This window comes from Bacillus sp. I-2 (assembly GCF_001974945.1).
Lineage (GTDB): Bacteria > Bacillota > Bacilli > Bacillales > Bacillaceae > Bacillus > Bacillus safensis.
The window spans coordinates 51,085-71,058 of sequence record NZ_LZRW01000003.1; the positions used below are offsets into that span (position 1 = coordinate 51,085).

Annotated in this window: 18 protein-coding genes; 6 read left to right on the top strand and 12 right to left on the bottom strand. The window is 41.2% G+C overall.

Going from position 1 to position 19,974, the window contains the following annotated elements:
* Window position 1 precedes the first annotated feature (1 nt).
* Entirely contained in the window at window positions 2-1,285 is a 1,284-nt protein-coding gene (locus BAE31_RS01495) for a M48 family metallopeptidase (protein WP_076839281.1), read from the bottom strand.
* Between the two features lie 176 nt (window positions 1,286-1,461).
* On the opposite strand from BAE31_RS01495, the gene BAE31_RS01500 reads away from it, so the two are divergent.
* Complete coding sequence (locus BAE31_RS01500) at window positions 1,462-1,869, top strand: YhfM domain-containing protein (RefSeq protein ID WP_041109996.1); 408 nt, start codon at window positions 1,462-1,464, stop codon at window positions 1,867-1,869.
* Window positions 1,870-1,950: 81 nt separating this feature from the next.
* Here BAE31_RS01500 and BAE31_RS01505 read toward each other — a convergent pair whose 3' ends face one another.
* The 3 genes from BAE31_RS01505 to BAE31_RS01515 all read right to left on the bottom strand — a co-directional run bounded on the left by BAE31_RS01505 (window position 1,951) and on the right by BAE31_RS01515 (window position 5,412).
* Window positions 1,951-3,504 carry a fatty acid--CoA ligase family protein gene (locus BAE31_RS01505; protein WP_076839283.1) on the bottom strand — a complete coding sequence of 518 codons (1,554 nt, stop codon included), beginning with the start codon at window positions 3,502-3,504 and terminating at the stop codon, window positions 1,951-1,953.
* A 172-nt stretch (window positions 3,505-3,676) separates the two neighbouring features.
* Window positions 3,677-4,666: a lipoate--protein ligase gene (gene lplA, locus BAE31_RS01510; RefSeq protein WP_024425472.1), complete on the bottom strand. Its 990-nt coding sequence runs from the start codon at window positions 4,664-4,666 to the stop codon at window positions 3,677-3,679.
* Between the two features lie 2 nt (window positions 4,667-4,668).
* On the bottom strand, window positions 4,669-5,412 hold the full coding sequence (locus BAE31_RS01515) for an MBL fold metallo-hydrolase (protein ID WP_076839297.1): 744 nt from the start codon (window positions 5,410-5,412) through the stop codon (window positions 4,669-4,671).
* Window positions 5,413-5,568: 156 nt separating this feature from the next.
* On the opposite strand from BAE31_RS01515, the gene yhfH reads away from it, so the two are divergent.
* Both yhfH and BAE31_RS01525 read left to right on the top strand, forming a co-directional pair.
* The gene (gene yhfH / locus BAE31_RS01520) at window positions 5,569-5,706 is read left to right on the top strand and encodes a protein YhfH (RefSeq protein WP_008359029.1); all 138 of its coding nucleotides are present in this window, start codon (window positions 5,569-5,571) and stop codon (window positions 5,704-5,706) included.
* 339 nt (window positions 5,707-6,045) lie between these two features.
* Entirely contained in the window at window positions 6,046-7,335 is a 1,290-nt protein-coding gene (locus tag BAE31_RS01525) for a cation:dicarboxylate symporter family transporter (RefSeq protein WP_041109990.1), read from the top strand.
* A 33-nt stretch (window positions 7,336-7,368) separates the two neighbouring features.
* Here BAE31_RS01525 and BAE31_RS01530 read toward each other — a convergent pair whose 3' ends face one another.
* The 7 genes from BAE31_RS01530 to BAE31_RS01560 form a co-directional block, all read right to left on the bottom strand.
* Window positions 7,369-8,418 (bottom strand): M42 family metallopeptidase, encoded by a 1,050-nt coding sequence (locus BAE31_RS01530; RefSeq protein WP_076839285.1) that lies wholly within the window; start codon window positions 8,416-8,418, stop codon window positions 7,369-7,371.
* Window positions 8,419-8,561: 143 nt separating this feature from the next.
* The gene (locus BAE31_RS01535) at window positions 8,562-10,871 is read right to left on the bottom strand and encodes a YhgE/Pip domain-containing protein (RefSeq protein ID WP_076839287.1); all 2,310 of its coding nucleotides are present in this window, start codon (window positions 10,869-10,871) and stop codon (window positions 8,562-8,564) included.
* A 64-nt stretch (window positions 10,872-10,935) separates the two neighbouring features.
* The gene (locus BAE31_RS01540; RefSeq protein ID WP_034282193.1) at window positions 10,936-11,514 is read right to left on the bottom strand and encodes a TetR/AcrR family transcriptional regulator; all 579 of its coding nucleotides are present in this window, start codon (window positions 11,512-11,514) and stop codon (window positions 10,936-10,938) included.
* A gap of 173 nt (window positions 11,515-11,687) precedes the next feature.
* Window positions 11,688-13,100 carry a protoporphyrinogen oxidase gene (hemY, locus tag BAE31_RS01545; protein ID WP_044333704.1) on the bottom strand — a complete coding sequence of 471 codons (1,413 nt, stop codon included), beginning with the start codon at window positions 13,098-13,100 and terminating at the stop codon, window positions 11,688-11,690.
* Between the two features lie 22 nt (window positions 13,101-13,122).
* A complete protein-coding gene (gene hemH, locus BAE31_RS01550) occupies window positions 13,123-14,061 on the bottom strand; it encodes a ferrochelatase (RefSeq protein WP_024426557.1) in 939 nt (312 codons plus the stop codon).
* A 32-nt stretch (window positions 14,062-14,093) separates the two neighbouring features.
* A complete protein-coding gene (gene hemE, locus BAE31_RS01555; protein ID WP_024425464.1) occupies window positions 14,094-15,152 on the bottom strand; it encodes a uroporphyrinogen decarboxylase in 1,059 nt (352 codons plus the stop codon).
* Between the two features lie 125 nt (window positions 15,153-15,277).
* Window positions 15,278-17,413, bottom strand: coding sequence for a transglycosylase domain-containing protein (locus tag BAE31_RS01560; RefSeq protein WP_076839288.1), 2,136 nt, complete (start codon window positions 17,411-17,413; stop codon window positions 15,278-15,280).
* A gap of 127 nt (window positions 17,414-17,540) precedes the next feature.
* Here BAE31_RS01560 and BAE31_RS01565 point away from each other — a divergent pair, with 127 nt between their 5' ends.
* The gene (locus BAE31_RS01565; RefSeq protein ID WP_024426559.1) at window positions 17,541-18,026 is read left to right on the top strand and encodes an antibiotic biosynthesis monooxygenase family protein; all 486 of its coding nucleotides are present in this window, start codon (window positions 17,541-17,543) and stop codon (window positions 18,024-18,026) included.
* A gap of 63 nt (window positions 18,027-18,089) precedes the next feature.
* On the opposite strand, the gene BAE31_RS01570 is transcribed toward BAE31_RS01565, so the two are convergent.
* Window positions 18,090-18,377, bottom strand: a complete 288-nt coding sequence (locus BAE31_RS01570; RefSeq protein ID WP_226015057.1) for a hypothetical protein — start codon at window positions 18,375-18,377, stop codon at window positions 18,090-18,092.
* A 148-nt stretch (window positions 18,378-18,525) separates the two neighbouring features.
* Here BAE31_RS01570 and BAE31_RS01575 point away from each other — a divergent pair, with 148 nt between their 5' ends.
* Window positions 18,526-19,713 (top strand): M20 family metallopeptidase, encoded by a 1,188-nt coding sequence (locus BAE31_RS01575; protein ID WP_041117022.1) that lies wholly within the window; start codon window positions 18,526-18,528, stop codon window positions 19,711-19,713.
* 95 nt (window positions 19,714-19,808) lie between these two features.
* A partial coding sequence (locus BAE31_RS19430; RefSeq protein WP_481747477.1) for a transposase occupies window positions 19,809-19,974 on the top strand: 166 nt, incomplete at its 3' end.

Genomic DNA, 19,974 nt, shown 5'->3' on the forward strand with positions numbered 1-19,974 from the left:
ATTACTGCTTTTTCGGCGTTTTCTCTTTTTCCGCCGCTTTTTCCATATCCATGATTCTCTCCATCATGGTCGGATGTCCATAGCGGAAGACCTTCACTAAAAACGGTGGATTTACCTGGGACAGCCCTGATTTTGCAAGCTTTTGAAAAGACGTTACGCCTGCCTCCCCGTCTTTTGTCATGTTCACCGCATATTCGTCGGCTGCCCGTTCTTGATGCCTTGACACTGCATTTGTAAAAGGTGAAGCTGCAAATGACAGCATCGATACGATAATTAAAAGAAGCGGAAGAGCAGCAATGTCATGTGACACCTTGAGACGAAATGTGGTCGCTCCTTTTTGATAAAGATAAAAATAAAGACGGTCGATCGCAAATAATCCGGCCAATGACAGCACTAAATATCCTGCTAATCCAATATAGACGTGTTTCATGACGTAATGACCCATTTCATGCGCCATGATAAATAAAATTTCTCGGTCTTTCAGCTTTTGCAGTGTTGTGTCCCATAAGACAATACGCTTATTTTCACCAATTCCTGTGACATAAGCGTTCATCGTATTCGTTTTCTCAGACATATTGACCTCATATACATGATCTGCCGGAATATGCGCTTTGTCTGCCAGCGTTAATATTTTCTTCTCTAGAGCTTGATCCTTTAGTGGATAAAAATTGTTATATAACGGATCAATGACGACCGGCTGTATAAAGAAGAGAAACAGCGTAACTGGGACTGTCAAACACCACGCATACAGCCACCAGCGTTTTCTTCTCTTTTGAATCAGCCAAAAGAACACAATAGCACAAAGGGCAAGGAGCGGATATTGAATCCAAAAATCCAGTGTTTGATCTTTTAACCAGCTTGCCGTACTTTGTGCAGAAACTCCGTAGTGCAAAGACAGCTGATAGCCAATCCACTTAATTGGCAATGAAATGATCATTGTTAGAAGTGACAGCACAAACACATACACAAGTTTGCTTAAAAACTTGAAACGAGCTGCTGCCAGGCTCCAGTCTGCTATTTTCCGTGAAAACCCTAAAATGAGCAAAAGAAAAAAGACATACCAATCTAATGGGATGGTTATGAAATACAGCAGATTTCGTATATTCGAGAAATTCTCGCTGATCACAAGCTCATGACTCGTCATAAAGGTATGCGGATCTGCACTTGTCCCTTTTACACTTTCAGGTACCGATGAATCCCCCATTAGAAACAGATACGAATAAATAAAAAGACCGTACAATATGTATGCTACCGTTGCAAGAGCTACCCATTTACGTACTCGCACAGGTCAGCCTCCTTTCCATCCTCTCTCTATTCTAGTCACGCATTTTTTCGTTTAGAACCTGTCTCATGTGGCTCCATCATAGCATGCCCCATCTGAAAAAGCTTTCGCGAAAAAAATGATTATGCGACTCAAAAATCGGAGAAGCTACATGTAAAACAGTAAGTTGGAGGATCAAAATGAAGAAAATCCTTGCAGGAGTTGTGATTTTTGGACTTTTATTAATCACCTTCTTTTATGTGTTCAGCCGGACGAGCGAAATCTTTGATGAGAATCGAGCAGAAAAATTGCTGCTCTCACCTGCGAATGAAGCCATCTCTTATGAAATAGATGATAAAGACACAGTAGAAGATTTAATTGAAGAATTAAATAAAGGCAAACAAACAAGCAATCATCTCAAGAAAAATTTAAAAAAGCCCGATTATATCGCCAAGGTGATGTTCGGACGAACAAACGGCACCACCTTCCAGCTTTGGACCAACCGATCACAGGTCGTTTTTTTAGTTGATGGAACGTTTTATGAACTGAATCAAAAACAGTCGAATTCTTTTCAAAGACAGTTAAAAGAAGCCATTCAAAAGAGCTGAAATGATCTTTGAGAGAAAACCTTGAATTGCGAGGATTTGTCTACATGCTAAGGGAGTCTCCTCATCAGAGACTCCCTTTTTTTATTTACTTTCTTCTGCTTGATACTTTTCTCTTAGCGCTCTTCTTAAAATTTTACCTGTTGTGTTTTTAGGAATATCATCTATGAAATGGATCGTTTGGGGCTGCTTATATTTTGCTAAATAGCGTGAACAATGTGTGATGATGTCTTCTTGATTGATGTGAGCATGTTTCTTAGGGGAAATGTAACAGACGACTGCCTCTCCTGTGTTTGGGTCTGGCACACCGATGACGACGGCTTCTGCTACAGCTTCATGTTGATAGAGTACTTCTTCTACTTCTCTTGGATAAACATTATAACCGCCAACAAGAATCATATCCTTTTTCCGATCGACAATATAAATATATCCTTCTTCATCTCTTCTCGCCAAATCACCAGTATACAGCCAGCCGTCTCTTAGTGCAGCTTCCGTATCTTCTGGCATTTGATAATAGCCTTTCATGATGTTTGGCCCTTTTGCTATCAGCTCTCCGACTTCATTTGGACCGACTTCTTCTCCTAGTTCATTCACAATTTTATTCTTCACATTCATAATGTCAGTCCCGACAGAACCTGGTTTTCTTTTTCCGTCAAGAGGATTGAATGCAGTCACTGGAGATGCCTCTGATAGCCCATAGCCCTCAAGGACCGTAACACCGAATTTTTCCTCAAAGCCATGCAGTAAGGCAACAGGCATTGAGGCACCACCTGATATACAGATCCTCACGGATGACATCGCTTCCTCATGTCCCTCCTGGCGGTACAAATAGTTATACATGGTGGGCACTCCAACAAATAGCGTTGGCTTCTCTTTTTCCATCATGCGCAAAAGCTCTGACGGGCTGAAATGCGGCAAGACATAAATCGTCGCACCATGAATCAACGGCGCATTCATACAGACTGTTAAACAAAATACATGGAACATTGGCAAAGCGGCAATAACCTTGTCCTTTTTATCAATTGATAAATACTCAGCGACATCTCTGGCATTTGAATAAAGGTTGAAATGAGTCAGCATGGCACCTTTTGGTTTTCCTGTCGTGCCAGATGTAAATAAAATAACAGCAGTATCATCTGGCTGAATGGAAGGATGTACGTTTTCATTCGCAGCACCTGTCACAAGCTTTCCAAAGAAAACAAGTCGATCAGATACTTCCTTGAAGCTTGATCTGCACGCCGATTCATTTTCTGCACAAATAATGACTCTTTCAATGGACGGAAGCTGCTCATACACCTGCTCGTAAACTGGCAGAAGCTGTTCAGGCGCCACAATACCTTTCACATCGCCTGTGATGAGCATATATCCAATTTCACTAGGTGTGTATGTTGGGTTAATAGGTACAACGACAAGCCCTGCCTTTAATGCGCCAAAAAAAGAAATGACAAAATGCGGTGAATTTCCCAAAATAAGCGCGATATGATCCCCAGCTTGAAACCCTTCGCTCACTAATCCATCTGCAAAACGCTCGATACTTGTCATCAGCTCTCGATAGGTCCACTTCTTTCCTTCAAAGATCAGTGCGATATTTTCTCCCTTCGTCATCGCCGTCTGCTGAAGATTTTTGATCAAATCCATTCTCCCACCCCTTACATGTCATCAATGAATGAATGACCATTCATTTTATGGCCGAACATTCCTCCTTTCTATTATAATAGACAATCGAAAAAATCCACAAGATCAAATGTAAATCGCTTTCATTTCCTTCAATCAAAAAAGCACTGCTATCTCTAGCCGTGCTTTCCCGCATTTAATAAATCAAATCAAGAAAATCCTCTTTTGATACGTTGCCGAAATAGTGGCGCATATCCATATCTTCTAAGACATCACTGATCGTTTTACGATCATATTGCTGTCCGATGAGCCGCTTCTCAATATCGGCAATATCCCCTACGCCAAAGAAATCACCAAAGATTTTGCAATCCTGGATCATCCCTTTTTTCACTTCTAATCGCAAATCAATGGAGCCTGCAGGGAATCTCTTAGAATGCTGCAAATTAAATTTCGGTGAACGGCCGTAGTTCCATTCCCATTTTTGATAGCGATCTCGAGAAATTTCGTGAATCTTTTCCCAATCCTTTTCAGTTAGGCGATATTGAGGCACGTCCCCATTTGTATCAAAAATGTAGCTTAAAAGAATTTTTCTAAATTCTTCTGTTGTCATTTTTTGATCCATCAGTTCACTAATATTGGCAACCCTGCTTCTAATCGATTTGATGCCTTTTGATTCAATTTTTTCTTTTTTCACATTTAAAGCCGAAACCACATGTTCAATTTCTGAATCAAATAGCAGTGTGCCATGGCTGAAAATACGTCCTCTTGTTGCGAACTGGGCATTTCCAGAAATTTTACGTCCATCTGCCATGATGTCATTTCTGCCGCTCAATTCAGCTTTAACGCCCAGCTTTTCAAGCGCTTTGATGACTGGCTCTGTGAACTTTTTAAAGTTATGGAAGCTGTCTCCATCATCTTTTGTGATAAAGCTGAAGTTTAAGTTCCCTTTGTCATGGTAAACTGCACCACCGCCGGATAAGCGGCGCACGACTTTGATTCCGTTGTCTTCCACATACTTTGTGTTGATTTCTTCTATTGTATTTTGGTTCTTTCCAATAATGATCGACGGCTGATTGATGTAAAACAGCAAATATGTTTCTTCTGGATCTAAATATTTTAAGCAATATTCTTCAATTGCCAAATTAATCATTGGATCATAATGTTGTTCGTTATCGATAAACAGCATCTCTATCTTCCTTCCTTGTTCCATCTAAGCCCTGAATGGGCAAGCTGTATACTGCCAGTATATAACGCCTGTGCTTCATTGACTAGGTCTTTATGACGGCCAAAATGGGGCAGATGGGTGATGATGAGTTCCCCAACATTTGCTTCCTTTGCAATCTTCCCTACTTCCGTACTGTTCATATGTCCAGCACCTGATCCATCTTGTCCAGCGTAAAAATTACTTTCGGCAATGAGCAGATCTGCCCCTTTGCTAAATGGAATAAATGCCTCCTGATAGCTTGAGTCTGCTGTATACACGACCACAGCATCTTCTGCCTGAATTCTCATTGCATAGCATTCTGCCGGATGAACCGTTTTCAAAAAATCAATTTGAAAGGGTCCGACTTGAATCCCTTCTTCCGGCTGATAAGGCTCTGCCTTTGTATGTACATCTTCAGAAAGCCGTCCAAATGCTTCTTGATCACCAGTATGGCCATAGATCGGAAGCGGACCGCTGCTTTTTCCTAAGTGATACCCCACTAGCTTCGCATATTGAAGTGGTCCGATATCTGCAATATGATCATGGTGATAATGAGAAAGGAGAACAGCATCTAGTTCTTCTATATCAATGTATTGCTGCAGCTTTGAAAGAACACCGCTTCCGCAGTCTACAAGAAGACGAAAGCCATCTGATTCAAAAAGGTAGCCTGATGTCGCTTCACCAGCTGCCGGAAACCCTCCGTAGCATCCAATTACGGTTAATTTCATCGTCATTTTTCCCTCCTTTTCTAAAAATCCCCTTCTTATAATATACCCATTTTTCATGGAAAAAGCATTCTTCCTGCCTATTGTTGCAAAACAGATTGACAATTATTAATCTGTTATAATACAATAATAGCAACAAAACGTATTGGAGGATGACAAATGCTAGGAAAAATCACAGAGTTTTTTAGAAATTTGCCCTCAAAAAAATGCACAAAATGTGGAAATGATTTAATGGAACAGCACGAGTGTTATGGTAATGAATGTGAGGAATGCTCACAAGTAAGTTATCTTAAATAAGGAAATAAATTGAATAAAAAAGCACTTTTTTCCTCCTTCGTCAGTTGGAGTCAAAAGTGCTTTTTATTTTTTCTGAAAAATAGGTAAAAAGGTAAAACCCCCGTCACAAATGGGTTTTTTAGTATTTTCATATGATGAGTTTTAGTTCTGAAGACACTTTTTATTGACTCGAAACAATGAAGGGGGTTCTAAATGTCTATTTTTTCTAACAATTTTGTATTTTCTTAATATAATTTTATCGTGGACGAACCTCTTTAATTTTAGTTATACTTTAATTCATATATTAAAACTTAATATAATGGGAATATTCCTTTAATGAATATGTTAGGGAGGAAATCTATGAAAAAATTAAAATTTGGATTGGCTACTCAAATCCTAATCGGTCTTATTCTCGGTGTCGTAGTTGGGGCAATCTTTTTCGGTAACCCAGGTGTCGAGACATACTTAAAACCAATTGGAGACTTCTTCTTAAGGCTCATCAAAATGATTGTCATACCAATTGTCGTATCCAGCTTAATTTTAGGTGTTGCAGGTGCGGGTGATGGTAAAAAAGTAGGGAAACTAGGTTTTAGAACCATTCTTTATTTTGAAATAATCACAACATTTGCGATTATTCTTGGTCTTGTCCTTGCAAACTTTGTACAGCCTGGTGCAGGCGTTGACTTTGGACATGCAGAAAAACAAGATATTAGCCAGTATGTTGAAACGGAAAAAGAGCAAAGCAGCAAATCAGTTGCTGATACGTTCCTTCATATCGTTCCAACGAACTTCTTCCAATCATTGGCGGAAGGTGATTTGCTTGCGATTATTTTCTTCACTGTGCTATTTGCACTTGGCGTTTCAGCGATTGGGGAACGCGGTAAACCAGTGCTCGCCTTCTTCGAAGGTGTATCACATGCCATGTTCCATGTCGTCAATGTTGTGATGAAAGCTGCACCATTTGGTGTATTTGCACTCATTGGTGTGACCGTATCAAAATTTGGTCTTGAATCTCTTATTTCATTAGGTAAGCTTGTAGGTCTTGTTTATTTTGCGCTCGCACTCTTCCTTATCGTTGTATTCGGAATTATCGGAAAGATGATTGGCGTCAATATTTTCAGATTTCTTGCTTACATGAAAGACGAAATGCTTCTTGCCTTTAGTACATCCAGCTCTGAAACAGTTTTACCAAGAGTCATGGATAAGATGGAGCGCATCGGATGTCCAAAAGGAATTGTTTCGTTCGTTATCCCAATCGGTTATACGTTTAATCTGGACGGCTCCGTCTTGTATCAAGCCATTGCTGCGCTTTTCCTTGCACAGGTATATGGCATTGACCTTACGATCGTCCAGCAGCTTACACTAGTTCTTGTGCTGATGGTTACATCTAAAGGAATGGCTGCCGTTCCTGGTACTTCATTTGTTGTATTACTCGCGACATTAGGAACGATCGGTGTACCTGCTGAAGGTCTTGCATTTATTGCAGGTGTGGATCGTATCATGGATATGGCGCGGACAGTTGTGAACTTAACAGGAAATGCACTTGCAGCTGTTGTCATGTCTAAATGGGAAGGGCAGTATGACCCTGAAAAAGGACATCGTGTGATGACTGGACAAGAGGCACCTGAGCCAACACAGCTTTCAAGTTAATGAAAAAGAACCCCAACTTTCGGGGTTCTTTTTTTATGCTGTGATTAATGGTGATTGAACATAGTAGTAAAGGAGATCCGCTGTATGGACAAGTGAATCTTCATGTGTTCTTTCAAAAGCATGCGAGGAATCTATACCAGGACCAATCAGTCCATGAATGATATCATGCCCTGCTCTAATGGCTGCTGATGCATCAGAGCCATAATAAGGGTAAATATCAAGGCGGTAATCAATATTGTTCTCTTCTGCTAATGCAGCTAAATGCTTGCGTAATCCATAGTGATAAGGGCCGCTCGAATCCTTTACACAAATCGATACACTGTATTCATCTGTTGATTGACCGTCACCGATCGCACCCATATCTACAGCTAGGTATTCCACTGTTTCTTCTGGAATATTCGAGTTGCCGCCGTAGCCAATCTCTTCATTATTGGAAATTAAGAAATGCGTCGTATGCGGCAATGTGATCTTTTCCTTTTGAATCCGGTGGATGAGCCGCAAAAGCAGCGCAACACTTGCCTTATCATCAAGATGTCTTGATTTAATAAATCCTGATGACGTCACTTCAACTCTCGGATCAAATGAAATAAAGTCCCCTACTTGAATGCCAAGTGCTTTGATATCGTCTGCATTTTTCACCTTTTCATCGAGACGAATCTCCATATTTTCTTGGTCTCGTTTCGCTTTTCCAGCATCCGCATAAACATGAACGGATGTTTGATGCATAAGGATGGTACCTGTGTATGTATGGCCTGATGCTGTTTCAATTTCACAATATTCGCCTTCAATTGAGTTATATTGAAAGCCTCCAATGAGTGCAAGACGAAGCCGTCCATTTGATTTAATTTCCTTAACCATCGCACCGAGCGTATCAACATGCGCTGTCAGCATGCGGTGTTCTTTGTCATTTGTCCCTTTGATGGTGGCAATTAATCCGCCTTTTCGATTTCGTTTTGTCTCAATATTCAAATCTTGTAAAAAACGTTCAACAAAGCCGATCACTTTTTCTGTATTGCCTGAGGGACTTGGGATTGATACGAGCTTTTGAATCAGCTGAACGGTTTCGTTTACTTCAGTTGTCATTCGGCATTTCCTCCTTTGTCTGAAAGCAATTCCTTCCATGTATGCCTTTTTCAGCATCTCTTCTTAAAATATATCGCTTCAGGTTCGAGATGTCTAATTTCAAATGAAAAATCCTTCCTCTATAAAGAGAAAGGATTCATAGATTAAGCTTCGTCCTGTTTCATTTTTCTTACGTTCCAAGCAAAGTATGCTGTAGTTGCTGCCATCATGATGATCGCAACTGTTCCAAGGATCGCTGCTTGGTGCCATAAATAGCTGTCATCACCGCTTGCAATGATCGTTCTAAATCCGTTGATGGTATACGTCATTGGAAGCAGACTATGAATGACTTGGAAGAATTTCGGCACAAGCTCAAGCGGGAATGTACCAGCACTTGCTGCGAGCTGAAGAACCAAGATAATAACGGCAATGAAGCGTCCTGGGTTCCCCATCGTTGTCGCCAGCAGCTGAATGATCGCTAAGAATGTCAGACTGACGATAATCGCAAAGAGATAGAAGCGCCAGAGGCTTTCCACCTCAAGACCAAGCCCAAAGATGAGCATGGAGCTTGCAATGACTGCTTGCAGGATACCGACAAAGAGGAGCACACTATATTTGCTGAAAAACCATTCAAACGCATTTCTAGGGCGTCCAGCAGGGTCTTTCATTGGGAATACAACTGTGAGCATGAGAGCCCCTACAAAGAGTCCCATCGATAAAATATAAGGTGTGAGCCCTGTACCATAATTATCGATCTTTTTCGCTGTATCATTTTCTGTTTTCACGGGACTCGCAATCATATTGTAATTGTCTTGACCCGCATCAATTTCTCCTGTTTCATCAGCGGCGCTTTTTAATTTATCGGACAGCTTACCTGTACCGCTCTTTAAATCTCCCAATCCTTTATCGAGTGATTTTGAGCCTTCAGCAAGCTTAGATGTGTTGCTTTGGATATTCGTTGAACCACTTTCCAGCTTATTTAACGCTGCACTCAGCTGGCTTGAACCATTGGCAAGCTTATCCGCACCGCTTTTCGCTGTATCAAGCTTTCCATTTGCTGTTTGCAGACCATCTTGTAATTGGCCTTGGCCTGTTTGGAGCTTTAGTGCACCTTGATACAATTTATTCGTACCAGATGTCATTTGATCAATCGCATTTTGTATCGCGACTGTAGACGTGTACAGCTGTTCCGTTTTCTTTGGCAGCTGTTTGACTTGCTGCAGCTGAGCTTTTGCAGAAGCAACCGCAGATTGAACCTCACTAGCATCAGGCAGTTCCTGCAAGGCTGCTAAGCTTTGTTCAAGTCCAGACAGATCAGGCAGTTCGATTTTAGGCAAACTGTCAAGCTGATCCATTGCCGCCTTTTTCTCTTCATCTGTCATTGAGCTGTTTTGGATGATGCTTTTTACTTTAGCATCTCGATTCGATAACGCTTCTTTTAATGAAGCAAGTTTTGTACTAAACGTTTTTGCGTCTTTTTTCACCTGATCAAGTTTAGGCGCCATCTTTTCAAGATTCGCTAATTCTGGTGAAGACAAGACTTTTTCTACTGCTTCGATTTTTTCTGAAAAAGATTGTGCTTTGTTGTTTAGCTGCTCAATACCCGCTGTAAATTGCGGCATTTTAGAAGCGAGCTGCTGATGGCCTTCGCGGCTTGTGTTTAGCCCTTCAGTCAATGTATCAATCCCTGTACCAAGCTCCCCAAATTTCTGATCGATGGTTTGATAGCCTGTTAAGAGCTGGCCAAGACCGCTGTCAAGAGATTGTATCCCTGTGTTCAATTCACCCATTTTACCAGCAAACTGATGAACACCTTCGCTATAGGTTAATGTTCCTTCAGCCAATTTTGCTAAATTATCCTTTAACTTGTTACTGCCATCTTTTGCACTTTTTGTTCCGTCATCAATTTTCTTCGCACCATCGCTTGCTTGATCTAAGCCTTTTGCAATCGTTTTGAAGTTATCAAAAATGACCTCTGCGTAATTTTTTGTGACTTCCTTTGAAACCGAATCTTTTAATTTGATAATGGCATTATTCGCAATTTGTGACGCCGCATAGTTGGCGCCTGGATTCGTATAATATTTCAGATTCGATTTTTTCGGATGTTTATCAAGGACTGTACTTGCATTTTTCGAGAAATCCTTTGGTATTTCCACGACGAGATAATAATCCTCGTTATTTAATCCCTTCAAGGCTTTTTCTTCACTATCGACAAAGTTCCATTTGAAATTATCATTTTTCTTTAATTCCTTCACTAAATCATCGCCGACATGCAGTGTTTTTCCGTCATAATGACTGCCTTCATCCAAGTTGACAACCGCTACAGGCAATTGATCAACTGTACCATAAGGATCCCAGTACGCTTTTAAAAATACGCCGCTGTAAATCAGCGGAATAAATAAGACAGCGAAAATCGGGATCAGTAGTTTTTTGCTCGTCACAATGTCTTTCCATTGATTCCGAATTAAATTCATTGCTGTTTTCCTCCCATAGATGAATGACTAAATTTAGAATTTGGTCATTTGAACTTAAAAAAAATTATGTTGCTGCTAAAAGTCCTTTGAGTACATAAAGCTCCAGCGACTCGGCCACCTCTTCTTTTGTTAAAGGCTCGTATCGCTTTTCCCAATCAAAAATAAGTGCAATATATAGTTTCACCATCACAAATGCAGTCAATTCAGGATCACAAGGCTTAATATCGCCTTTATCAATCGCTTCTTTTACTTTCGTTTTAATATAGCGAATGATCATTTGCTCCATCTTCTCAATCATTTCCTTGACCGCTGACGTGCCAAGCTCCGCACTTTCCTGAAAGATTTTGATTGTGAGCTGGTGGTTTTTTCGAAATTCCAATATTGCAAAGAGTGCTAAGTGAAGATTTTCAGAGAAACTTTTCTCCTCATCCATTGCTTCATCCGCAATTTTCCTCATCTCCATTAAAAGGGATGTGAAAATTTCATCAAACAGCTCTTCTTTGTTTTTGAAAAAGGTATAAATGGTTCCTTTTCCGACGTTGGCAAGCTTCGCCACAAGGTCCATTGTGGTGGCTTTATACCCGAATTGAGTAAATGCCTTCGTAGCCCCGTCTAAAATCATTTGTCTCCTATCAACACTCATGATCTCACTCCCAAAATGACTATTTGAACGTTTTGGTCATTAAGTACAGAAAGTAATATACCACATCCTTTTCTCCGGATGCAACAACTTTGTTCACTTTTATGATTCACAACTCTTTTTGAAATATTCGAACATGAAAAACTCCCTTTCCTTGATAGAAAAGGGAGTTTGTTTTATGAAAATAGATAAGATACAGCCTCTGAAATGGCAGCTTTTCCTTGATCAATACAATCAGGGATTCCGACACCTTCAAAAGCAGCACCTGTGATATAAACACCAGGATATGATTGCTTAAACGTTTCTCGCATGTTCGAAATGGCTTTTTGATGACCGACGTGATATTGCGGCATGCTCGTCTTCCAGCGAGTCACTGTCGTCAGTTCTGGATCTGCTTTAATATCCATGATTTTCTTCAAATCCTCCAGCACAATGCTGACGATTTGATGGTCTGACTGCTCGACAATTGATTCGTCGCCAGCCTTCCCTACATAAGCACGCAATAGCGTTTTTCCTTTAGGAGCTGTATGCGGCCATTTTTTGTTCGTCCACGTACAGGCTGTAATAGAGAAATCACTGTTTCTTGAGATGACAAAACCAGTGCCATCATATTCATTATGAACATCCTCTTCTTTAAAACCGAGTGCAACCGTTGCAACAGAAGTAGATGTCATATCATGCAAGTACTCAAGCCCCGCTTCTTTTGGAAACATGGAATAGATCGATTGATGCGGAGTTGTCACAATGGCTGAATCAGCAAAAAGCGTTTGACCGCTGTCTAATTGCACACCGTAGCCCCCATCTGTTTTTTCAATCTGCTTCACTTTTGTCCCTTTATAAATCGTTGTCAGCTTGAGCTTGCTTTCTACTGCTTCAACAAGCGCTTGAAGTCCTTGATTGATCGTTTGGAACTGCCCTTGTTTTTTCGCTGTCACTTGCTGCGCTTTCGCATGCTGCTGTGATTTTTTCATCCCAAGAATCAAACTGCGATGCTTTTGTTCTGTTTGATAAAACTGCGGGAAGGTGGACATTAAGCTGAGACGGTCAATGTCACCTGCATAAATGCCTGATAGAAGAGGTTCGATTAAATTCTCAACTACTTCATCACCGACACGTCTTCTAAAAAATTCACCGAGCGACTGATCTTCTGTTTGCTTGCTTTTTGGCAAGACGAAATCCATTGCGGCTCTCGCTTTTCCTGCAACTGAAAAAAGACCGGTTGTGATGAATGGACTGATTTGAGTTGGAATACCCATGACAGCGCCTTTTGGCATCGGGTGAAGGGTTTCATTGACTAGTACATATGCCTGCCCTGTTTCATTATTGACGAGCTGATCTGCGAGACCCACATCCTTCGCCAGCTGCGGTCCACTGACCTTTCTTTCTAAAAATGAATCAGGTCCACGTTCAATGATGTAGCCGTCTTTATATAATGTTTGGATTTTTCCACCTAGCCTAGGGCTCGCTTCAATAAGAGATATTTGAATGGGAAGACCTTTTTCTTCGACTTCCTTTTCCAAATAGAAGGCGGCGGCTAAACCAGTGATGCCACCGCCGATGATGACAAGGTGTTTTTGATTGTCATGCATAGGATCGCCTTCTTTTATATAATTACTTGCTTTCGTCAAGCTTCTTTAATACGACAGTTGCGAGAGCATCAATAAATGCTGGTTTCGCATTTGGCATTTCTGGACGATAGTAGGCTGCACCGATTTCATCTGTCACGACTTTACATTCATAATCGTTGTCGTATAACACTTCAAGATGGTCAGCGACAAACCCAACAGGCACATATACGAACGTTTTATAGCCTTTTTGTTCGAATAGGTCCCGTGTTAAGTCTTGAACGTCTGGTCCAAGCCATGGATCAGGCGTGTTGCCTTCGCTTTGCCAGCCAATTTCATAATGTTCAATTCCTGCACCTTCTGCAATCATTTTGGCAGATTGTGCGAGCTGATCAGGATATGGATCTCCTGCTGCAATAATTTTTTCAGGAAGACTGTGTGCAGACACAATGAGTACGGCTGATTCTCTTTCCTCTTCACTCATCGATGCATACGTATCCTTCACTTGTTTCACCCAATAGTCCACAAACTTCGGCTCATCGTACCAGCTTTCCACAGACGTAATCTTCAGATTGCCAAGCTTGTCTGCCTCATCTTGTGCACGCTTGTTATACGATTTCACGCTAAAGGTTGAAAAATGCGGCGCAAGAACAATACTCACTGCTTCTGTGATGCCGTCCTTGTGCATCTCTGCAACTGCATCCTCAATAAACGGCTCAATATGCTTTAAGCCAATGTAGACATGAAATTCAATGTCGTCTTGGATGTCGTTCAAATGATCACACAAACCATTTGCCTGCTGTTCGGTAATTTTTGATAAAGGAGAAATACCGCCGATTGCCTTGTAGCGATCCTTCAAATCTTGCAGCATCTCTGGCTCCGGCTTTCTGCCTCTGCGGATATGTGTATAATAACGCTCAATATCTTCTTCTTTATATGGGGTGCCATATGCCATGACAAGAAGTCCCATTTTCTTTTTCTCCACAACCAACACTCCTTCAGATCAGTTGAAATAGTTTAGATGGATGATTTTTTATGTTTCGCTGAATAATCGTGAATAAAATCTGTCAGCTTCTTTAACGTATCTGGTGAAACATCAGGAAATACCCCATGACCTAAGTTAAAGATAAAGTGATCTGATTTCATTCCTTGATCTAAAATATCTTTTGCTCTCTCTTCAATGACTTCCCAAGGAGCAAGTAAGATGGTTGGATCGAGGTTCCCCTGTAACGTTTTTGTGAGCCCTTCTTTTCTTGCTTCGTCTACACTCATACGCCAATCCAGTCCAACCACATCAAGCGGCAGGTCATGCCAATCTTTCGCTAAATGGCTTGCACCAACTCCATACATGATCATTGGGACGTTTTCAGACTTCAGCTCTGTGAAAATTCGCTGCATGACAGGCTTAATGAATGTCCGGTAATCTGCTGCATTTAAAGCGCCAACCCATGAGTCGAAAATTTGAAATGCACTGACCCCGGCTTTTACCTGCGCACGTATGTACGTGATCGTCATATCAGCTAACTTGTTCATGAGCAGCATCCACGCCTCAGGATCACTGTACATCAGCGCCTTTGTTTTATGATAATTTTTAGATGGACCGCCTTCAATCATATAGCTTGCCATCGTAAATGGTGCGCCAGCAAAACCGATAAGCGGAACATTCAGCTGCTCCTTCGTTAAAAGCTGAATGGTATCAAGCACATATGGCAAGTCTTCTTCAGGATGAAGTTCCCCAAGACGTTCAATATCTGCTTTAGATCGAATCGGTGCATCAATCACAGGTCCAATTCCATTTTTAATTTCTACGTCCACTCCAATAGCCGGAAGCGGGGTCATAATATCTTTATATAAAATAGCGGCATCTACACCATATTGTTCTACAGGAAGTCTTGTTACATAAGCACATAACTCTGGCTGATGCGTAATTTCAAATAGCCCGTATTTTTCTTTAAGGGCACGATATTCAGGCTGTGAGCGTCCTGCCTGTCTCATATACCAAACTGGTACATGGTCTGTTTTTTCCCCTTTACACGCCTTTAAGAACGTGTCATTAAAAACCTTCGTTTTTCCCATTACCTTTCATTCCACCTTTCGCCTTATACTCTCTTTTTGTACAAGGCTCAAACCTGCTTTTACTATACCGTTTTTTCAAGGCACGGTATACTAAAGCGGCTCAATGTTCAAAAAATCGCCGAATATTAACGTCCAAAAGCCTCTGGCTTGACATATGGACTGCCTTCTCCTTCTTCTTGCGTTTGGGTATTATATGGAACAACCTTATACTCTGCATTTGAAAATACATTGGCATACGGCATTGTATAGCTGCCCACGCCTGTCACTGTGTCGATCAGCGTCTCGCTTCCATTTCTCTTTTCATAGATGCGGTATTCAATGCGTTTATCCTCCTGATTGTCCCAAGACAGCTCTAATGTAAACAAGCCTTTGATTTTAAACGCATAGCGGGCTTCAAATCCTGATAATCCCTCTAAATGGATGGGCGACTCGAGCTCTTTAATCCCCTCTGGTTTTTCAAACGTTTCATTGGTGATTTGAGCTGCTGTTAAAATATCTTTAAACAGCTGCACAGGGTATTGACTGCCTCCAGTTAAATAGTGGCTGTTATCGGTTTTGTCATACCCCATCCAAATTGCACCCGTTGTACTAGGCGTATAGCCGGCAAACCAAGCATCCTTTGTTGCACCTTTCACACCTGAATATGTGGTCGTACCTGTCTTACCTGCTAAATCTCCAGCGTATGAACCGCTCTGGGCTGTTCCGCCCTTGACGACTTGCTGGAGCATTCTTGTCATATTCCAAGCATTCTGCACACTAAATACTCGTTCTTGCTGACTACGATTCTTTTCTACAGTTTCTCCTTCATCATTGGTGATTTTTTGAATAAAGAAAGGCTTTTTATATACGCCTTCATTTGCAAATGTATGAAAGGCTCCAGCGATCTGTAATGGAGAAACTCCTTTTTCTAAACCGCCTAGCGCAATAGCTAAGCCTTTATCCGAGATATCTATCCCCATTTTCTCGAGATATGATTTCGACATATCAATGCCCAGCTGGCTTAATGTCCACACAGCAGCGGTATTTTTACTTTTCATGAGGGCTTCCACCATTGTGACCCTGCCTTCATACCGCCCATCGTAATTCTTAGGTGAATAGCCGTCATAGCTTTTTTCTTTGTCTTCAAGCAGTGAATAAGGTCTGAATTTTTTCTCCTGCATTGCCGGACCGTAGACCGCGATCGGCTTAAAAACAGATCCCGGCTGCCTAACAGCTGTCACCCTGTTGTAGCCTCTTGCCTGATATTCTCGTCCCCCGATGGCTGCTTTCACTCCACCAGACTCGTTATCAATAAATACGGCGCTGCCTTCCGGAGAACCGCTTTTTCCCGGGAAATAACGGTTGTTCTTCATCGCTTCATAAGCGGTTTTTTGCAGATTCATATCAATCGGAACTGTAATGGTATAGCCGCCTTGAAGCAATTGTTCATGTGAAATGGCATACTCTGATTCTGCTTCTTTAATAATAAGATCAACATAGCTGTCCACCCAAGGCGTTTCTGATTTCTTTTTTAAATGAATGCCTAGTGTTCTTCCTTTTGCTTCTACTGTTTCTGTTGAAGACAAATATCCTTGTTCGTTCATTAAATTCAGGATGGTGTCCCGCCTCTGTTTATTTTTATCAGGGTGTAAAACAGGCGAGTAAGAAGATGGTGCCTTTGGCATCGCAGCGAGTGTGGCACCTTCGCTGACCGTTAAATCTTTGACATCCTTGCTAAAGTAATAATTGGCTGCTGCCTGAATACCATAAACACCATGGCCAAAGTAAAGCTGATTCAAATACATCTCTAGCAGCTTATCCTTTGAATAATCTCTTTCTAAATTAATGGCAATAATGACTTCTTTCGTTTTTCGAAGAAAGGTTTTGTCATTTGTGAGAAAAATATTTTTTGCGAGCTGCTGGGTGATTGTACTGCCGCCCTCTACCTTCCCTCCTGCTAATATATCTCGATAAACCGCCCTTGAAATAGACTGTGCATCAATTCCGTGATGCTCGTAAAAACGCTTGTCCTCGACAGCCACAAAAGCTTTTGCTACTTTATCGGGCACCTCTTTTAATGAAACAGGGTCCCGATTTTCTGAATACATGCTTGTGAGTTCTTTTCCATTCTGATCAATGATTTTGGAGGAAGCATGAAAAACAAGCTTCTTTTCATCTATGACATAATGTCCTAAAAATAAAATCGTCAGATAGCCAATAAATGAGAGTACAATTGTACTTCCTGCAATGACTAATGGAATGATTATCTTCTTTTTCTTCAAATTAGGTCACCTCATTCCTTTATACGGATAGTATGGGATGTATTGCTTCATAATATGTTTTATGGATTGACTGCCAAAGAATTATATATCATTCTTTTGTTATACTATCAAGCAGGAGGCGGTTTAGATGAATTTCTATATTACATATGGAACAGCAGATTTTTTGCATAAAATCGCAAAAAAACACCATCTGGAAAATCTGCTTTATATGGTCGGAAAAGAACAAGCAGCTCTTTTTCATGAAACGGAGGGTGAGACTGTATTTAAAGCCCCTCATGCCTATGATGTGATTTATGCGAAAGGCGAGCTTGTCCAATCTGGTTTCGTCACCTTGAATCATATCCCTGTTAAGCTTGAAAGCAGAGCACTGTTTGAATCCACCTTTCAGAAAAAAACGAACATCTCAGAACATCAGCGCGGCTTCCAGGCTATTCGCGTGTTAAGACCTAAAAAAGATGAAGAAGTTTATTTGATTTTGACACTTTGGGAATCAGAGGACTTATTTCAAGACTTTCAAGAATCAGAAGCATTCTTTCAGCCACACGAGGATACAGGCTCCATTTTCTCTCGTCCAGCTTACCTCACATCCTACCATGCCGTCACAGACAATTAAGGAAGTGCTGCTCTAGCACTTCTTTTTTTCATCAAAAAAAGCCCAGTCGCTGGGCTCTTCATTTTATGAGCTTGATTTCAGCTCGTACCGATGAATGATCGGCTGAAGCACATAGAAATTTAGCAATATCCAACCTAATAAGATCGGCCACTTCAACATAGGTGAAGCACCTTTCAATTGAATCAGCAGCACCAATAGTGGAATCAAGCAGATCATGAAAAAACTCATTTTTGAGACAAATGTTTCTTTGATTTGATGCCGGCAGCTTGGACACATCATCATTTTCGTATGTGATAAATGAAATTTTTCGACGAAAGAAAATGTTTTTGAACAATTTGGACAGCTTCCCAACGCTACTCCTCCCTTTCCCTGCTTCATATCCACTTCGACTTTTATGTAAAATGACCTTTTGATACTGACCACGAAATCCTCTTCTGTTGAAAGATTCTAACAATTACCATACAATCAGTAAAAGAGCATGAAGGAGGTTTTCGATTCAATGACAATATCCACTTTACAAAAAAGCATCAATGAACGTCTTGATGAACATTATGAGGAAATGGTTGAAATTAGACGCCATCTCCATATGAATCCTGAACTTTCTTTTCAGGAAGAAGAAACAGCCGCTTTCATCGCCAGCTACTATGATACATTACAAATACCTACGCGCACCAAGGTGGGCGGTCATGGCGTACTCGCTTTTATTGAAGGAGCTTCTCCGGGACCAACCATTGCCCTCAGAGCTGATTTTGATGCACTTCCCATTCACGATGAAAAAGATGTACCTTACAAATCAACAAAGCCTGGTGTGATGCATGCGTGCGGTCACGATGGGCATACTGCGACACTTCTTGTATTAGCAAAAATCTTGCATACGCATCGTGATCAATTAAAAGGAAAGATCGTCCTCATTCATCAGCATGCCGAGGAATATGCTCCCGGCGGTGCAAAACCAATGATTGAAGACGGCTGTTTAGACGGTGTCGATGTGATATTCGGTACGCACCTTTGGTCTTCAGAGCCTTGTGGCACGATTCTTTATAAAAGCGGGAACTTTATGGCAGCCGCCGATCGTTTCTCCATTCAAGTCCAAGGGAAAGGCGGACACGGCGCCCAGCCTCATTTAACAAAAGATGCCGTACTCATCGGTTCACAAATCGTCGCAAACCTGCAGCAAGTCGTTGCACGTAAAGTCAATCCAATTGATTCTGCTGTTGTTTCTGTTGGAGGTTTTGTAGCGGAGAATGCCTTTAACGTTATTGCAGATTCAGCTGTTTTAACTGGTACTGCACGATCCTTTGAAGAAAGTGCACGGCATATCATCGAACGAGAAATTGAACAGGTGGTAAAAGGGGTATGCCAGATGCATGATGCTGCCTACACATATGAATACGTCAGAGGATACCCTGCTGTCAAAAACCATCCAAAGCCGACTGAATATATTGCTGGCATTGCAAACCAGACAGAAGGTGTCACAGAAGTAAAAGAAGCGGAAACCCAAATGGGCGGAGAAGACTTTGCTTACTACCTTCAGCATGTCCCTGGTACCTTCTTCTACACAGGCGCCATGCCCGAAAACAGCCAGGACGTGTATCCACATCATCATCCAAAGTTTGATATCAACGAAAAAGCAATGCCTATCGCAGCAAAGGTACTCGCTAACGCCGTTCTTTCCTACAATGAATAAAAAAAGCCGCTGTCATCAGCGGCTCAGCTTGTAGACAAAGTCTACAAGCTTTTTTGTATAATAAGGGTAATAACACATTTCTGTGGGGGATAAATATGTTATCGAAACGTGAAGAAGAAAGAAGAAATCAATTGGAAGTCGTGGCCTTAGATGAATTAGTGCCTGAAGATCATCTTGTACGAAAAATTGATCAAGCGATCGATTTTGATTTCGTTTATGATCTTGTCAAAGATCATTATAGTTCTGATAACGGCAGACCAA

Excerpts from the sequence above, each read along its gene's own strand:
- BAE31_RS01525 (WP_041109990.1), top strand. The coding sequence starts at position 6,046 with ATGAAAAAATTAAAATTTGGATTGGCTACTCAAATCCTAATCGGTCTT.
- yhfH (WP_008359029.1), top strand. The coding sequence starts at position 5,569 with ATGCTAGGAAAAATCACAGAGTTTTTTAGAAATTTGCCCTCAAAAAAA.
- BAE31_RS01500 (WP_041109996.1), top strand. The coding sequence starts at position 1,462 with ATGAAGAAAATCCTTGCAGGAGTTGTGATTTTTGGACTTTTATTAATC.
- BAE31_RS01540 (WP_034282193.1), bottom strand. The coding sequence starts at position 11,514 with ATGAGTGTTGATAGGAGACAAATGATTTTAGACGGGGCTACGAAGGCA.
- BAE31_RS01505 (WP_076839283.1), bottom strand. The coding sequence starts at position 3,504 with ATGGATTTGATCAAAAATCTTCAGCAGACGGCGATGACGAAGGGAGAA.
- BAE31_RS01535 (WP_076839287.1), bottom strand. The coding sequence starts at position 10,871 with ATGAATTTAATTCGGAATCAATGGAAAGACATTGTGACGAGCAAAAAA.
- BAE31_RS01515 (WP_076839297.1), bottom strand. The coding sequence starts at position 5,412 with ATGAAATTAACCGTAATTGGATGCTACGGAGGGTTTCCGGCAGCTGGT.
- hemY (WP_044333704.1), bottom strand. The coding sequence starts at position 13,100 with ATGCATGACAATCAAAAACACCTTGTCATCATCGGCGGTGGCATCACT.
- hemE (WP_024425464.1), bottom strand. The coding sequence starts at position 15,152 with ATGGGAAAAACGAAGGTTTTTAATGACACGTTCTTAAAGGCGTGTAAA.
- lplA (WP_024425472.1), bottom strand. The coding sequence starts at position 4,666 with ATGCTGTTTATCGATAACGAACAACATTATGATCCAATGATTAATTTG.
- BAE31_RS01575 (WP_041117022.1), top strand. The coding sequence starts at position 18,526 with ATGACAATATCCACTTTACAAAAAAGCATCAATGAACGTCTTGATGAA.
- BAE31_RS01565 (WP_024426559.1), top strand. The coding sequence starts at position 17,541 with ATGAATTTCTATATTACATATGGAACAGCAGATTTTTTGCATAAAATC.
- BAE31_RS01530 (WP_076839285.1), bottom strand. The coding sequence starts at position 8,418 with ATGACAACTGAAGTAAACGAAACCGTTCAGCTGATTCAAAAGCTCGTA.